The 15,311-nt window shown below is 47.5% G+C and carries 13 protein-coding genes, 1 tRNA gene and 1 pseudogene; 9 read left to right on the top strand and 6 right to left on the bottom strand.

From position 1 onward, the window contains the following. Window positions 1-86: 86 nt before the first annotated feature. Window positions 87-881: an inositol monophosphatase family protein gene (locus tag EPO18_RS00815; RefSeq protein WP_292429176.1), complete on the bottom strand. Its 795-nt coding sequence runs from the start codon at window positions 879-881 to the stop codon at window positions 87-89. Window positions 882-1,021: 140 nt separating this feature from the next. Between EPO18_RS00815 and EPO18_RS00820 the strand changes: the two genes are divergently transcribed. From EPO18_RS00820 to EPO18_RS00840, 5 genes are all read left to right on the top strand, one after another. Beyond that, window positions 1,022-1,762 (top strand): RNA methyltransferase, encoded by a 741-nt coding sequence (locus EPO18_RS00820; protein ID WP_292429179.1) that lies wholly within the window; start codon window positions 1,022-1,024, stop codon window positions 1,760-1,762. Next, on the top strand, window positions 1,755-2,522 hold the full coding sequence (gene cysE, locus EPO18_RS00825) for a serine O-acetyltransferase (RefSeq protein ID WP_292429181.1): 768 nt from the start codon (window positions 1,755-1,757) through the stop codon (window positions 2,520-2,522). The genes EPO18_RS00820 and cysE overlap by 8 nt, the downstream gene beginning before the upstream one ends. Window positions 2,523-2,664: 142 nt before the next feature. Then, entirely contained in the window at window positions 2,665-3,138 is a 474-nt protein-coding gene (gene iscR, locus EPO18_RS00830; RefSeq protein ID WP_292429184.1) for a Fe-S cluster assembly transcriptional regulator IscR, read from the top strand. Between the two features lie 12 nt (window positions 3,139-3,150). After that, complete coding sequence (locus EPO18_RS00835; protein WP_292429187.1) at window positions 3,151-4,260, top strand: cysteine desulfurase family protein; 1,110 nt, start codon at window positions 3,151-3,153, stop codon at window positions 4,258-4,260. A gap of 9 nt (window positions 4,261-4,269) precedes the next feature. After that, window positions 4,270-4,593 (top strand): HesB/IscA family protein, encoded by a 324-nt coding sequence (locus tag EPO18_RS00840; protein WP_292429189.1) that lies wholly within the window; start codon window positions 4,270-4,272, stop codon window positions 4,591-4,593. Window positions 4,594-4,700: 107 nt separating this feature from the next. Here the strand turns inward: EPO18_RS00840 and EPO18_RS00845 are convergent, their stop codons facing one another. The 4 genes from EPO18_RS00845 to EPO18_RS00860 all read right to left on the bottom strand — a co-directional run bounded on the left by EPO18_RS00845 (window position 4,701) and on the right by EPO18_RS00860 (window position 8,279). Continuing rightward, a complete protein-coding gene (locus EPO18_RS00845) occupies window positions 4,701-6,083 on the bottom strand; it encodes a lysozyme inhibitor LprI family protein (RefSeq protein ID WP_292429192.1) in 1,383 nt (460 codons plus the stop codon). Between the two features lie 171 nt (window positions 6,084-6,254). Further along, window positions 6,255-7,037 carry a 16S rRNA (adenine(1518)-N(6)/adenine(1519)-N(6))-dimethyltransferase RsmA gene (gene rsmA, locus EPO18_RS00850; protein WP_292429194.1) on the bottom strand — a complete coding sequence of 261 codons (783 nt, stop codon included), beginning with the start codon at window positions 7,035-7,037 and terminating at the stop codon, window positions 6,255-6,257. 5 nt (window positions 7,038-7,042) lie between these two features. Further along, on the bottom strand, window positions 7,043-8,032 hold the full coding sequence (gene pdxA / locus EPO18_RS00855) for a 4-hydroxythreonine-4-phosphate dehydrogenase PdxA (protein ID WP_292429196.1): 990 nt from the start codon (window positions 8,030-8,032) through the stop codon (window positions 7,043-7,045). A gap of 170 nt (window positions 8,033-8,202) precedes the next feature. After that, window positions 8,203-8,279 (bottom strand) — tRNA-Asp (locus tag EPO18_RS00860). A gap of 227 nt (window positions 8,280-8,506) precedes the next feature. Here EPO18_RS00860 and EPO18_RS00865 point away from each other — a divergent pair. Next, entirely contained in the window at window positions 8,507-10,450 is a 1,944-nt protein-coding gene (locus tag EPO18_RS00865; RefSeq protein WP_292429199.1) for a diguanylate cyclase domain-containing protein, read from the top strand. A gap of 114 nt (window positions 10,451-10,564) precedes the next feature. On the opposite strand, the gene EPO18_RS00870 is transcribed toward EPO18_RS00865, so the two are convergent. Beyond that, window positions 10,565-11,539, bottom strand: coding sequence for a CobW family GTP-binding protein (locus EPO18_RS00870; protein WP_292429202.1), 975 nt, complete (start codon window positions 11,537-11,539; stop codon window positions 10,565-10,567). 122 nt (window positions 11,540-11,661) lie between these two features. Here EPO18_RS00870 and EPO18_RS00875 point away from each other — a divergent pair. From EPO18_RS00875 to EPO18_RS00885, 3 genes and pseudogenes are all read left to right on the top strand, one after another. Beyond that, a pseudogene (locus tag EPO18_RS00875) lies at window positions 11,662-11,797 on the top strand (IS481 family transposase); the annotation flags it as partial. A 34-nt stretch (window positions 11,798-11,831) separates the two neighbouring features. Beyond that, the gene (locus EPO18_RS00880) at window positions 11,832-13,364 is read left to right on the top strand and encodes a hypothetical protein (RefSeq protein WP_292429204.1); all 1,533 of its coding nucleotides are present in this window, start codon (window positions 11,832-11,834) and stop codon (window positions 13,362-13,364) included. A 296-nt stretch (window positions 13,365-13,660) separates the two neighbouring features. Beyond that, window positions 13,661-15,241, top strand: a complete 1,581-nt coding sequence (locus tag EPO18_RS00885) for a YecA family protein (RefSeq protein WP_292429206.1) — start codon at window positions 13,661-13,663, stop codon at window positions 15,239-15,241. The last annotated feature ends 70 nt before the right edge of the window (window positions 15,242-15,311 follow it).

Genomic DNA, 15,311 nt, shown 5'->3' on the forward strand with positions numbered 1-15,311 from the left:
ATAACAAACTTGGCTTCAGCTTTTTAAAAATCCGCGTAAATCAGTCCAATCCGCTTCATCTGCGTTCCATTTGTCGAATCCAATAATTATTTCAAATTATCGGTCACATGCGGCTCGATCAGCTGGTACATAATTTGATGCATTTTCGGACTTGCAGCAATCAGGTTGCCTGTTTCCAGGTACTTATCATTAAAAGAAAAATCGGTAACCACGCCGCCAGCTTCTTTTATCAATAAAATACCTGCGGCCATATCCCACTCCATCAAACCAATCTCCCAAAAGCCATCCAATCGGCCGGCAGCTACATAAGCCAAATCAAGCGCCGCAGCGCCGGCACGGCGAATTCCCGCAGAATCGGTCGCCAATGCGCGGAACATGCCCAAGTAAGCATCCATATGCAGACCGGTTTTAAACGGAAAGCCGGTGCCGATTAATGCGCCTTTCAGACTGGTTTGCTGAGTCACCCGAAGACGGCGATTGTTTAGCATGGCGCCGCTACCGCGTTTGGCAGTGAATAGTTCATCGCGTAAAGGGTCGTAAATAACGCCGACCTCAATCCTGCCTTTGTGTTTTAAAGCAATGGAAACGGCGTATTGCGGAAAGCCGTGCAGAAAGTTGGTAGTGCCGTCCAGCGGATCGATAACCCAAACAAAATCATTACCTTGCTGCGCGCCGCTTTCTTCCGCCAGGATGCTGTGATCGGGATAGGCCGCCTTGATAATATTGATAATTTCCCGTTCGGCCATACGGTCGACTTCGCTGGCGTAATCGTTTTTGCCTTTTTGGTCGACCTTTAGGTGACCGATATTATCGGATGAGCGGAGGATCAAGTCGCCGGCGGCTCTCGCGGCTCGGACGGCAGTATTTAACATGGGTTGCATAGGCGGATTTCGATTTATATAAGCACAGACGACTGCATGGATGCAGGAGGTAGAGCAATGCAGGAGCAATTGCCGAAAAAGACATATAATACCAAATCTTTTGCTAAACTTAGGCTCTTTTTTTAACCAAGGACAACGTCTTGCTGTCTACTATAAAAATTGTGCTGGTCGAAACAACGCACCCGGGAAATATAGGCGCCGTTGCCCGTGCGATGAAAAACATGAAAATGCATAACCTCTGGCTGGTCGCACCTAAAATATTCCCCAGCGCCGATGCCACGTCCAGAGCTTCCGGCGCCGATGATGTGTTGGCAGGCGCAACCGTTTGCGAGACTTTGCAAGAAGCTATTGGCGACTGCCAAATTGTGTTTGGCGCCAGTGCCCGAGGCCGAACTATCAGCTGGCCGGAAATAACGCCTAGGGAATGTGCGGAAAAAGTGTTGATCAAGGAACCGGGTAACAAAGTAGCTATTGTTTTCGGCCGCGAAAATTCAGGCTTAAAAAACCACGAACTGGATCTGTGCCAGTTTTTACTGCGCATCCCCTGCAACAGCGAGTACAGTTCCCTAAATATCGCCGCCGCCGTGCAGGTAGTTTGTTATGAATTGTTCGTGGCATCCGGGCTGGCCGCCGAGGAACAAATTATTGTCGGCGACAAAGGCGAAGAGTCTTTGGCTACCGCGGCGCAAATGGAATCTTTTTATACTCATATGGCTGAAGCCTTAACCGACATAGGTTTTATGCATCCCGCTAAATCAAAATCCATCATGCGGCGTTTACGCCGGATTTATAACCGGGTACAACTGGACACTAAGGAACTGGACATACTCAGGGGCATCTTGCGGATGTCTCAAGGCCACAAGAGGAATAACGATGCTTAACCGAATAAAAGAGGATATTGCCTGCGTCTTTGACCGTGACCCGGCAGCGCAATCAGTTTTTGAAGTGATTACCACTTATCCGGGATTTCACGCCGTATTAATTCACCGCGTCAGTCATTTTTTCTGGATAGCCGAATTCAGATGGCTGGCTCGGTTTATTGCTCATATAGGCCGATGGCTGACCGGAATCGAAATCCATCCCGGCGCAGTCATAGGCAGGCGTTTTTTTATCGATCACGGCATGGGGGTGGTGATTGGAGAAACCGCTGTTATCGGCGACGATTGCACTTTGTATCACGGCGTAACCTTGGGCGGAACCAGCTGGGATAAGGGCAAGCGTCATCCGACCTTGCATAACGGCGTAGTGATAGGTGCGGGTGCAAAAGTTTTAGGACCTATCGATATAGGCGAAAACGCCCGAGTAGGTTCAAACTCGGTAGTCTTAAAACCAGTTCCGCCGGATGCAACCGCAGTTGGTATCCCTGCTCATATCGTCGACCCTAAAAGCAGAGCCGTAACAGCCGAGCGTGACAAGATTGCCTACAAAATGGGCTTTCATGCCTATGGCGCAACAACCGATGTGCCCGATCCAATCGCCTATGCGATCAACCATATGCTGGACCATATCCATGAAATGGACAGACAGATAGAAACCATGCAAAAAGCGCTCAACGATGCAGGTATAAAATACACAGAGACCCCTATCTCTAAATTGGACGGCTGTGAAATTGAAGATGGTTATGGAAAAGATAAACCGTAAGGCGCAGCTGGCAGCACTCGCTCAGTGAAAAAACGGCCTCATTCGTATAAATACCTACTTTAATTAAAGGTATAATAGTTGACTATTTTGCTGGGTTAAGTATAGTAACAATATCTTAACGGTATTTATAGAGGATACTACTTTGCGTTTAACTACTAAAGGTCGCTATGCGGTCACTGCAATGCTTGATTTGGCTTTTCATAGTCAAATCAAGCCGGTAACCTTAACCGAGATTGCAGCTCGTCAAACTATCTCCCTGTCTTATTTGGAACAGCTATTTGCCCGCCTGCGCCGTGCCGGCATGGTAAAAGGTGTGCGCGGGCCTGGAGGCGGTTACAAACTATGTCGAAAGGCCAGCGATATTCATATTGCTGAGATTATCGCTGCTGTTGATGAACCGCTTGACTCGACCAAATGCGGCGGCGAAGCCAACTGTCAAAAAGATCGCGCCTGCTTAACGCATAACCTGTGGATGGGATTGAGCGAGCAAATCAGAAATTACTTGGAGGGAATCTCTTTAGCTGACTTACTTGAAAAAAATCAGGTTCAGGAGGTTGCCAAAAGACAGTATCATGATGCACAGCAAACTATTGAAATACATCGTCATCCCGAATAACATCCGTCCTGAATGATCTATTTTGATCATAACGCGACCACGCCTATAGATGATCGCGTTCTGGATGCGATGCTTCCCTTCCTGAAAACATTCTACGGCAATCCTTCCAGTTTATATCGTCTCGGCAGAGTCGCAAGCAGCGCCATAGATGCAGCCCGCGAGCAGCTTGCAGCCCTGCTTGGCGTCCAGCTAGGGCAAATTGTTTTTACCGGCGGCGGCACAGAAGCGAATAATCAGGCTTTGGCAATACTAGCGCCGAAGGCAGGACTTGCCATCTCAGCCATTGAACATCCGTCGGTTATTGAACCCGCCCGGAATTTAAAAAACCTGGGGCATGAGCTTACCCTGCTCGATGTCGATGCAAACGGCCAAGTGACGCAGGATGCTATCGACGAGGTTATCCGGCTAAGGCCAGATCTTGTTTCGATCATGCTGGCCAATAATGAAACCGGCGTAGTGCAAAATATCTCGCACTATGCCGATCAGCTAAGAGCCCAGGATATCAAGGTCCATACCGATGCCGTACAGGCGCTGGGGAAAATCCCGGTAGACTTTAACAGTCTCGGAGTGCACTTAATGTCGCTGTCCAGCCATAAAATTTATGGACCCAAAGGCTGCGGTGCATTAGTATTTGATAAATCCGTGACGGTAAAACCCATCTTGCTGGGAGGCGGTCAGGAACAAGGTCTCAGGGCAGGGACTGAAAACGTCGCCGCTATCATAGGCTTCGGCATGGCTGCAGAACTTGCCAAAGCCGAACTTGCCGAACGCCATGCGCATCTGCTAAAACTTAGAAAACTGCTGGAGCACGGCTTAAGCACCATTCCCGGCCTGATTATTTTTGCAGAGCAGGCGGAAAGGCTGCCGAATACCGTCCAGATAGGCATCCAAGGCCTGGATGGTGAAATGCTGCTGATGCAGCTGGATCAAAAAAGCATAGCTATTTCCAGCGGCTCGGCCTGCGCCAGCGGCATGAGAGAACCCAGTCCGGTGTTGGTCGCGATGGGTATTGATCCTGCTCTGGCAAAAAGTGCAATCCGCATCAGTTTGGGAAAAGCCAACACTGAAGCTGAAATTATTGAATTTATTAAACAATTAAAATTGTTAATCGAAAAAGGATAAAGAGGTTATATGTCTGTCTCATTAACTGAAAGTGCCGCTCGGCAAATCAAAAAACAACTGGAAAAACGCGGCAAGGGTCTAGGTTTAAAGCTAGGCGTAAAACAATCCGGCTGCTCTGGGTATGCTTACACTATTGATTACGCCGATGCGCTTAATGAAAGCGATGCGGTATTTGAGAATTTCGACGTAAAAGTCATCGTCGCCGCAAACGATCTGCAATTTGTTGACGGTATAGAACTGGATTATCGCAGAGAAGGCATTAATGAAGCTTTCCAGTTCAACAACCCGAATGTAAAAGGCACCTGCGGCTGCGGCGAAAGTTTTTCGGTTTGATTAGAACTATAGGGCGCAATAGAGCTTCGTCGCGTATTGCGCCCTCTGATTGAGGCTTATCGAGTCGGATTCCGCAAGTTCTATCCAGGCCCAGCGCTTTACCTATCCTAGCGCCCTTCTTGGGAAGAAGTGTCACTCATCATTAATTTGACCGCCTCTTTTCCCTCTTTCGTCAGGAATGGCAGTAGCGTTCTATAGGGAATTTCAACGTCGTAGTCACAAGCCTGCACCACATGAGCGAAAGATGAGTGAAAAACCAAACCTTTTTTACCCAAGCTTAGTTGGTATTCGGTATTTTCCTTTATAATGCTCAGGCACTCGTCTTCTGTGTCTCCTCCCAGTTGTTTAACCGCCTCCTCAGTAATAATCTTGTTTAACTGATCAGGAGCGGAATAATTACCGTAGAATGTATCAATATCTGAAATAAGCTTGCCGTTGTTTTGTTCTATCCAAGTCCATAGCTTTACTTCTTTCCCGATAGTTAAGTCCCAAGTGGTGTAATAAAATTCACTGAAGGGATGATTGCCACCACAATCCCCCCCAGTTCTCCGCACAAATGTTATCCAGTGCGCATTCCAAAATGCCAGTTCTATGCTGGCGCTGTAGTTATGCAATACTTCATCAGATGAAGTATTGCAACCATAGTATTCCGACATTTCAACAGCCAACTCATTTTTTAGTCGCTCATTAAGTGCAATGCTAGCCTCGCTCTTGTCAATTAACTCAAGCGTATTTACCTCTTCGAGAACGCCAAAAGTCCGGTAACGCTTTCCGTCAAAAGTTAATGTCTTGCCAAAGGATATTTTTTCTTGTTGTAAACGCGCATTTATCGCCGCGTTAACTAACTTAACAACCTCAGGATTACAGCCAATAGGGGATGAAGTGGGGTCGCCCATAGATAAGGTTTTAAATCGCTTTAAACGGATGGGCAAAATATGGCTTCCTGCCGCGTCAGACCAATTGCCCTTCAGTAGATCACCATGCCGTTCATTGATCGTCCACATTCCCGTTGGGTTCTGGGAATTGCCTTCGTGCCAAATTTTCGTATTTTCTGGGCGAGGTGCAAGGGGAATGCGCTGAGAGTGCCGCAAATAAAAATAGCCAGAGTCATTTTCATAATTAGGGTTGTCGAAATGAAAAAAACATGCCATTACTTCCTGATTACCGATAGTTCCAGTCCATATTCCATTTTCTGGATTGGCAAGTTGTGCGATTCGTGACCAGAATGCATTCATGAGGCAAGCATAATCGTCGCAACGCTGTGCGTTTATTAGCCACTCGCGCTGTTGTTTTTTGATTGCCGCTGGATCGGAGGCTTCTTTTAAAGCATTGGCGTAAACCGCCGCCAAATCCTCGTCGCCTTTAGAAAGTTGCGAATTGCTACAGATCAATCTTTCCATTTTCGTCGCGGCGCGGGCGCAATCGAAGCTGGCCGCAAATGCCGATGATGGAAAGAGAATGGCCAGAAGCAGGATAATGAATTTCGGCATAATTACTCCTAAAATTTTATGATGTAGGGTAAACTTGTTCTCAGCGAAAATGTATTTTTGGTTTTTGCATTTCCGAGAAAATAGGGAGCAGATCAGCGCGTAGGATGGGTAGAGAGGTAGTACGCGGACACACTGTTATGCCCGACAGCACTAACTGGCGTCAAGTGTGCCTTACAAATCTTGCAACAAATTACTTAAAAGAGCAAACTCAGCCAGCGATATGCTTTCAGCCCTGAGCGTTGGATCAATCCCCAAAGCGACAATCTCTTCCTCGGGAATCAGTTTTTTCAATGAATTACGCAACGTTTTGCGCCGCTGCGAAAATGCCTGCGTGACTACCCGGTTGAGCTTGGCTACATCATTAACCGCAACAGGCGGTTGCCTGTGCGGCACCAATCTGACAATAGCCGACATCACCTGCGGAGCCGGATCGAAGCTTTCCGGCGGCACATCGAATAACAGCTCGGTTGCGCAATAATATTGCATCATCACGCTAAGCCTGCCGTATTTCTTGCTGCCCGGAGCCGCGCAAATCCGGTCAACCACTTCCTTTTGCAGCATGAAATGCATGTCTTCAATGCAATAAGCGTTATCCAGTAGATGAAACATCAGCGGCGTTGAAATGTTATACGGAAGATTACCGATCACGCGCAATTTTTTATTCTCTTCAGCCAGCACCGAGAAATCAAACCTTAACGCATCGGCGCTGTGAATTTGCAGATTAGGATATTGCTTGAACTTAACTTTCAGCAATGCCACCAAATCCCGATCAAGTTCAACCACATCCAGACGCACTCCTTGAGCTAACAAAGGCTCGGTCAATGCGCCCTGCCCCGGGCCAATCTCAACCCAGTGCTGATCAGGCTTGGCCTGAATGCTGGAGATTATGTTGTAAATAATATTGTGGTCATGAAGAAAATTCTGACCGAAGCGCTTACGCGGAGTATGTGCCATTTTATCTATTGTGCAGCCATTGTTAATGCGGTTTGCAACGCGAACTGTAGACTGCCTAAATCGGCTTTGCCGCTACCGGCAAGATCCAAAGCAGTACCGTGATCAACCGAAGTGCGGATAACCGGCAGCCCCAGCGTTATATTGACAGCCTGCCCAAAGCCCATATGTTTAAGCACCGGCAAGCCTTGATCATGATACATCGCCAATACCGCATCCGCAGTAGCCAAATGCTTGTCGGTGAACAGCGTATCGGCCGGTAACGGCCCATGCAGATTCAAACCCTGTTTACGGAAAGTATCGAGCACCGGCATCATAATGTCGATTTCTTCCCTGCCCAAATGGCCGTTTTCTCCAGCATGAGGATTAAGCCCGCAGACCAGTATTTTCGGGTGAGTTATGCCAAAGCGCGTTCTCAGCTCATGATCCAGTATCCGGATCACCATGCGCAGCCGGGTATGCGTAATAGCTTGGCAGACTTCCGACAACGGCAGATGGGTAGTCGCCAACGCCACTCGCAAGCCCGGCGTTGCGAGCATCATCACAGGATGCCCGCCGGTAATATCGGCAATGAATTCGGTATGCCCGCTAAAAGAAAAACCCGCATCGTTGATAACGCCTTTATGAACCGGGCCGGTGACCATCGCATCGAAAACCACGTCCATACAGCCTTTTGTCGCTTTGGTGATGGTTTTTAGCACATAGCGGCTGTTGGCCGGATTCAGCTGTCCGCATTGAACGGGTTCCGACAGTTCCACCGGCAAAACCGTCAGGTATCCGGCAGTTTGGGCGACGGCAGGCTTGGCGCTGTCAAACTCATTTATCTGAAGCGGGAGACCTAATTGCTTGGCGCGTTCTTCCAGTAATTGCGGACTGGCGATAACTATAATTTCGCAAGGTAAATCCTGCTGTGCAAGCTGAATGCAAAGATCGGGGCCTATGCCTGCCGGTTCTCCGGGTGTTAATGCGATACGCGGTACGGGTAGCCTGATGGTCATCTGAAAGCGGGGATAAAAAAAAGGCAATTTTACAGCATAACTATCGGATGATTTTAAAAAAAGCTGATCTAAAGATAGTGGGCTGATGAAACAGCAGCAATTATCGAAAAACTTAAAACAGTTTGCGGTGGATTTTTTGAGTCGACAGTAAAAATCTGCCTGAAGAAGATTGGCGGAGCGGACGGGGCTCGAACCCGCGACCACCGGCGTGACAGGCCGGTATTCTAACCAACTGAACTACCGCTCCGTAATTCGAGCCGCGTATTCTATAAGATCACACCGTTCTGTCAAGAATAAAGATCCCACAGTTTCACTTTATGCCGTAACACTAGCAAATCCAGAAATAGACTAAACTTAAAATCAGTGTTTCAGGTATAAAACTGTATTCAATACAGAGATTAAACCGGGGCAAAAAAGGCCATCAAATGTGTGACTCTCGTCTTTCCCATAGTGAAAATTAATTCGGCCCAAGCAATGCATTATATAATTTCTTCGCTTCTTTTCATTTTATTATTAAATGTTGCGGCGGCAAGTGATTTTAGCGACATAGTTTCGACCAAAAATAAACCTGATCCCGTAGTTCAGCTGACACCCCAAGAACAGGCATGGTTAGCGAATCATAACAATATCCGGATTGCTTTTGACAGTTCACTGCCACCTTATAGCTTTATCAACGATTCGGGACAACTTGAAGGCATTGCCGTCGAAGTCATGAACATCCTGAGCAAGCGGCTAGGCATTAAATTTGAGACTTATCCCAATACCAGCTGGAACAAACTATACGAAGCAGCAGTTAATCATAAAGTTGATGTTGTCGCTACAATGGTCAATCGGCCGGATCGCAGACAGTGGTTTATTTTCACACAACCCTACCTGATCAAATCATTGGTTATCATGACCAAAAGAGATAACGTCACAATTAAAAATCAAACCGACCTTGCGGGAAAAAAAGTCACGGTGGTTAAGGGTTATCAGTTTGTTGACCGGATTATCAAAGAATTGCCTTCAGTCACGCCCTATTTTGTGGATTCTATGCTCGACGGGCTAAAGACAGTCAGTACAGAAAAGGCCGATGCAGCCATTACTTTTATGGCCACTGCCAGTTATCTACAAACAAAATATCTTCTGACTGACCTGAAAATTGCGGCCTTTTACGATCTCAATAGCGCCAATGACAGCATTAACGAAAGCATCGCTGTACGTAATGACTGGCCGATTCTGGCAGACATTTTACAAAAAGCGTTGCTTACCCTAAGTGAAGAAGAAATACAGAACATCCACGCTAAATGGGTTCCCGGCATTAAACCCTTAATTGACTATGAACTGATTTGGAAAATTGTAGCTGCCTTCGTAACCGTGTTGGCCTTGTTACTATTATGGATTGCCTCGGTTCGTAGACAAAACAAAAAAATCAAACTGTCAAAATCCGAAGTTCAGACCACCAACAAAATCCTATTGGCATTGAAAGACGACCTTGAACATCTGGTCGTAAAGCGCACCGCCGAACTGAATTCCAGCGAGTATAAATTCCGCAGTCTGGTTGAAAATTTGCGTGATAAATACTTTTTTTATCAGCGTGATTGCGAAGGAATATTCACTTACATCAGCCCATCAATAACCAATATACTCGGATACACTGCGGCTGATTTTATGGCTCATTACCATGATTATCTTACTGATAACCCAATAAATCTTAAGATTGATGAGCACTTCAAATCGTGTACCCAATGCCAGCATAATCCGCCTTACCAGTTAGAAGTATATAGCGCACAAAAAGATATCTATTGGCTCGAGGTGACAGACACCCCTATCTATGACGAATACAGCAAATGCATAGGCGTTGATGGCATTGTGCATGACATCACATTACGTAAACAAACTGATGATCGCTTACTTTGGCTATCTCATTACGATGAGTTAACCGGCTTGGCTAATCGCAGGCTATTTGCCGATCAGCTTCAACATGTCATCAATATGGCGCGTCGCACCCACGAGTCGGCTGCACTTTTTTATCTGGACCTGGATCGCTTCAAGTTCGTCAACGATACTATGGGACACGCTGTTGGGGACGAGGTATTAAAAGAAACAGCCATAAGAATTTCCTCCACTTTGCGCGATTCCGATATAGCCGTCCGTCTTGGCGGCGATGAATTCGCCGTATTATTACCGGCAACCGATGCTGCTGGGGCGTCGCCTGTTGCCGAAAAAATCCTGAAAAAATTACGCGAACCTTACATTTTTGATGAGCTGGAATTTACTTTGGGCGGCAGTGTTGGTATTGCCGTTTACCCTCAAGATACCAGTAGCAGCGAAACCTTGATTCATTTTGCCGATACTGCAATGTATCATGCAAAACAGGGGAAGCTTGGTGTTTCTTTCTATTCAGAAAGCATGGAGCAAAATAAAACAATTGCATGATCAAGGGCTTGTTAAAAAATCTTATGGCGGACGTGCCGTTACCCTTTTCGGCGTGAGTGTACTCGGCATAGCCGAATTTCATGCGCAGTTTTTCCGCCTAAGCCTCTGCTTCCGCTAATATAATTGCGTCATCAAATCTTCAGCCAAGCCTTTTACTTCACCCTGGGTAATAATAACCAGCCGTCCAATACCGTCATCGGAAGTTCTTACCGGCAACCGCGTTGTAGGATAAAGCCTTCCGGCGACTCCTTGCACCAGCAATGGCTCGTTTTGCTCAGGCGTATAAACCATGCCTTTTAAGCGGACCAGCTGTTTGGAATAACGGGCAATCAGGTATTCCAACGCTTTTTGTAGCCGCTCCCACTGTAGTGGATGCTCAAGCTGCAAGGTGATGGTGTTAAATCCATGCTCAGGTAAATCGGGCAGTTTAGTATCACGCAGCCGCCAGAATTTCTTCGGACAGTTCAGTAGTGCATCGGGGTCAAGCTCGCCTTGCACAGCGGTCAGCCGGGTCGCGGCGGGAGCTAAGACCGACAAGCGTGCGTCCAGTTTTGCGATCGCGTCAGCTGTTGCCAAGTCGGTTTGCGTCATTACCACCGTATCCGCCCAGGCAATTTGAGCTTGCGCTTCAGGAAAAGAGTCGAAATGATCTTTATCCATGCTCGCCGAAACCGTGGCAATAACGCCTTGCAAGCTATAACGCGCAGCCAACCAACGTTCTCTTAACAAAATATCCAGCACCGGTTCAGGATTGGCAACGCCGCTGGTTTCGATAATCACCCGCTCGAACGATTTATCCCCGGAATCCCAAGCCATGCGTAGATTTTTAAGCAACGGTGTTAACGAACCGCGCACCTGACAGCACAAGCAACCGCCAACCAAGGTCGATAAAGGCACTTTATGCTCGCGCAGCAATTGTTGATCGATCGGCGTGGCGCCGAATTCATTGATAATCACGGCAGATTTGGGCGCATGGTTCAATAAACGATTCAGTAAAGTCGTTTTTCCGCTGCCGAGAAACCCGCTGATGATGTATACGGGTATGCGTTCAATGGCTTTAGCTGATGGGGACAAGTTGTAATGGTTCATATTGGTTATTAATGAGCGTTGCAGGCCGGACAACAGTAGGCGCTTTGGACGACATCTTTTCGTTGCCCTACATTCGAAATTCGTGAATGTCGGGCATAAATAGTATGCCCGACGGGTTATAATACAACCACTCGATCCCGCAACGCGCCCTCGGCCACATCACGCCAACCCAGATCTTGAAGAACTGGCGTGAAAAACAACCGGAATTGTGTCACTAAACGCGTTTATAATCAGGCGGGACTTGAACATTTTCCTTAAATTCGAAATCTTGTGAAAAGTACGTAGGAACACTATGACTGTCGAACTCTTGATTAACTTTGCGGTGCAGTTTCTTGGAACTGGCGCCGCATTCTTTCTCGCCTATCGGTCCTTTCAAAAACGCCGGATTCAGTTAGGCACTGAACCGACGCTACCCCAATACTTTAGCCGCAGAAGCACCTACTGGGTAGGGATCGCATCGTACTGCACACTTATAGCCGCACTTTATTGGCTGCTTACTTGGCAGTGGCTGCCCCTGGAACCGCTGGTAACGCTGATCGTGAAGAACCTCCGCTCAGGGGAATTAGTGAATCTTCTGAATGGCTTGGACGGACGCACGATCATACCTTTGATTGCCGCCGGCTTGTTTCTTTTTTTTATTGCTTGGGAAAGCAAGTTCAATCCCTTACTGATATTGAGAGACAGCATCCACGATGCTTTCGCAATTCCGACCAAAGCGGTAGAGGTTTATAACGCTCTGATTACATCAAGATTATCGGCGGTCGACGAAAGCCTAAAAGCACAAATCGACAATCGCCTGCTGGTGCCGAGCATCGACCCCGGCGATTTCGAAAAATCCAGCGCCACGGTCGAGTATAAATGGGCTCATAATTGCCTTCTTTTCGACCGGATACAGAACTACGCCAACCAACAATCCTATCGCCGTTTTTTTAACGAGCCGTCCCTGAAATGGGGAGAAATTTGTATCTCCTACAATGCGATGTCGGAAAAAGTGGCCGTCTGGAAAGAAGCGGAACCGCACTATACCAAGACCGTAAAATTGCTCAAGGAGTTGGACCAACTCACCGGCCTGCTCTGCCGCTTACTCGCCTCTTTGGTCGTGTTCGGGAGCGCAAGCGAGGATGAGATTTGGACAACCGTGAAGCAGCTCGGCGGCAACGTCCACGAGGCCCGCCTCAAACACACCTATAAATATATCCTGCTATTTACGGCTGCCACCGCCATCGGGATCATGTTGGGCCGGGAGATTTCAGTCTCGCTACACAATGCATTCCTGTTTCCCGACAAACCGCTGGCGCACTTTGAATACACCACGCTCCGCTGGGTCGCTTATGCCATCCTGATCTATGTCCTTCCGATAGCGCTGGTCTTTATTTCACGGACGTTCGCCTTCAGGTACCATCGGGAGCAATCCGATCGATACTATGGCTTCTATATGGCAGTGATGATATTGGGGTTCATCGTCAGCACCACGGCATCGGCGCTTATTCTCGAGTTAACTTACTACAAAGATCACTTCAAATTTCTGGAAAGCTTCATACAGCATATGCGCTGGGGCATTCTGCCGGCGCTGATGTGCGGTTTTGTGGCTTACCGAATGGACACGCCGGTTAGCGAATCGGAAGCGCTAGGTAAACTCATTATGGCCGCCGTGTTGCGTTTTATCGGCTGGGGATTGGTCGCCGTCATTATTATGCTTTATGCGACCGGCGACATGAGCATTCAGGAGACGAACCTGCGTTTCACCCTGGTCGGCACGGCCTTCTTCATGGTCGGCCTGCTGGGAGCGTCTGCCAGTTTCAAAACGGCTAGGACGGATGATTAGCTATTGCATCCGGTGTGATTAAATTTTGGAAAGGAATTTGCCGGTAGAGCGAGGACTGGAAACCCCTGTAGTTGTAGGTCGTGCAACGTCTTTTTGTGGCACGACATTTGATGCTCGTGAATGTGTCGGGTATAAACAGCATGTCCGGTCTACTGGCCTCAAACGTTATCACTAGTAAATTCACTATCCGGTTTGGATTAAACTCAGTTTTTCGCGAATGGCGTAGTTTGGTCAAAACCAGACGGTCAGTTAAATATACTTTAGAGTATGTTGTGTAGAAACAATTAAGAATAGATATGCCAAAAATCGGACGCAACAATCCTTGCCCCTGTGGAAGTGGGAAAAAGTACAAACGCTGTCATGGTTCATGGGAGTCATTGGAGCAAATTGAGCGCGAAACGCATGAGACAATGAAAGCCCGTACAGCGGCGAAACGTGTGCAACAGGAGCGTCAGCAGGGGCTAGGGAAACCAATCATTGCAGCCGAAGCCTTCGGGCAACGCTTTGTCGCAGTGAAGAATCGCCTCTTGCACTCACAGACGTGGCGAACGTTCCACGACTTTCTCTGCGACTATATCAAAATGGCAATTGGCCCAGACTGGGGCAATATAGAGCTAGCCAAACCTCTTGAACAGCGCCATCCAATTTTGGTCTGGTATCATTTTATTTGCGAGCATCAGCAACGTTTCATAAAGGAGGTGGGTAAGGTGCATTCAGCGCCTATGAACGGTGCTGTTGCTGCTTACATACAACTAGCCTATGACCTATACGCCCTCGATCATAACGCTGAGCTACAAGATAAACTGATTGGTCGCTTGAGAAATCATGACAACTTCCCTGGCGCTCGCTATGAGGTATACGTTGCCGCAACGTTGATTCGTGCCGGCTTCGAGATAGAATTCGAGAACGAGGACGATCGCAGAACCTCACATTGCGAATTCACTGCAACCTTCACTCGCACAGGCAAACGTTTTTCTGTTGAGGCTAAACATCGTGCAGGCTACAAGTCCAGGCTTGGTCAAAAGCTAAACCGAGCACTGGCCAAGCAAGCTAATTACACGCGAATTGTCTTCATCGACATCAACATACCTGACGACACTATCGATGATGAAATTTCCGCACACTTGAGTACTGCTGTTACTGGTTTACGAGCTTTTGAAGGCCGAACGATTAATGGGCACGCTTTGCCAAATGCATATCTTTTTGTCACTAACACTCCTTGGCATCACCATCTGGAATTAGAGAATTTTCGGTGTTCTTCGGTAGCGGACGGCTTTCAAATTCCTGACTTTAAACATGATTCTACGTTTCCTAGTCTTCGAGAAGCCATTGATGCGCGCGAGCGTCACATTGAAATGTACGAACTGCTTCGCTCTATGAGCGATCACGCTGATATTCCATCGACTTTTGATGGAGAGATTCCAGAGTTTGCTTTTGGCGAAGAAGGCTTGCCCAGGCTGCTGATCGGCCAACGTTATTTGATCAAAGGAAATGACGGTTCTGAGCGTCCAGGTCTTTTGACTACTGCCACCGTGGCTGAATCAGAATGCACCGCTTACTGTGGTTTGTCGTTTGATGACGGCACTTCGAGCATCTATACTTGGCCTCTCTCGGATGTTGAAATGGCGGCATGGCGCAAACATCCAGACACTTTTTTTGGGGAGGTCGGACAGCGCACAACCACGGCAAACACCCCATTAGAGCTTTATGATTTCTTTCTCAACGGCTTTCGGGAAACTCCGCGAGAACGTTTGCTGGAGTTAATGGCAGATGCTCCAGATATCGGCGAAATCAGTAAACTTGATCAGCCCACCTTAGCGAGTATATTTGCTGAACGATGTGTTAATGGTGCTATGTTGGCTCAGTCTGCTGGATAAGTGTGGAGTCTACAAACAAATCTGTACGATCTATTGAACGTTTTGTGAATGGCTGCATTAGGTCGTAAAC

It is taken from the genome of Methylobacter sp., from assembly GCF_004322395.1.
GTDB lineage: Bacteria > Pseudomonadota > Gammaproteobacteria > Methylococcales > Methylomonadaceae > Methylobacter_A.

What these genes read in the sequence shown, in the direction of transcription:
- EPO18_RS00815 (WP_292429176.1), bottom strand. Translation starts at nt 881, where the DNA reads ATGCAACCCATGTTAAATACTGCCGTCCGAGCCGCGAGAGCCGCCGGC.
- cysE (WP_292429181.1), top strand. Translation starts at nt 1,755, where the DNA reads ATGCTTAACCGAATAAAAGAGGATATTGCCTGCGTCTTTGACCGTGAC.
- EPO18_RS00835 (WP_292429187.1), top strand. Translation starts at nt 3,151, where the DNA reads ATGATCTATTTTGATCATAACGCGACCACGCCTATAGATGATCGCGTT.
- EPO18_RS00840 (WP_292429189.1), top strand. Translation starts at nt 4,270, where the DNA reads ATGTCTGTCTCATTAACTGAAAGTGCCGCTCGGCAAATCAAAAAACAA.
- EPO18_RS00845 (WP_292429192.1), bottom strand. Translation starts at nt 6,083, where the DNA reads ATGCCGAAATTCATTATCCTGCTTCTGGCCATTCTCTTTCCATCATCG.
- rsmA (WP_292429194.1), bottom strand. Translation starts at nt 7,037, where the DNA reads ATGGCACATACTCCGCGTAAGCGCTTCGGTCAGAATTTTCTTCATGAC.
- pdxA (WP_292429196.1), bottom strand. Translation starts at nt 8,032, where the DNA reads ATGACCATCAGGCTACCCGTACCGCGTATCGCATTAACACCCGGAGAA.
- EPO18_RS00865 (WP_292429199.1), top strand. Translation starts at nt 8,507, where the DNA reads ATGCATTATATAATTTCTTCGCTTCTTTTCATTTTATTATTAAATGTT.
- EPO18_RS00870 (WP_292429202.1), bottom strand. Translation starts at nt 11,539, where the DNA reads ATGAACCATTACAACTTGTCCCCATCAGCTAAAGCCATTGAACGCATA.
- EPO18_RS00880 (WP_292429204.1), top strand. Translation starts at nt 11,832, where the DNA reads ATGACTGTCGAACTCTTGATTAACTTTGCGGTGCAGTTTCTTGGAACT.
- EPO18_RS00885 (WP_292429206.1), top strand. Translation starts at nt 13,661, where the DNA reads ATGCCAAAAATCGGACGCAACAATCCTTGCCCCTGTGGAAGTGGGAAA.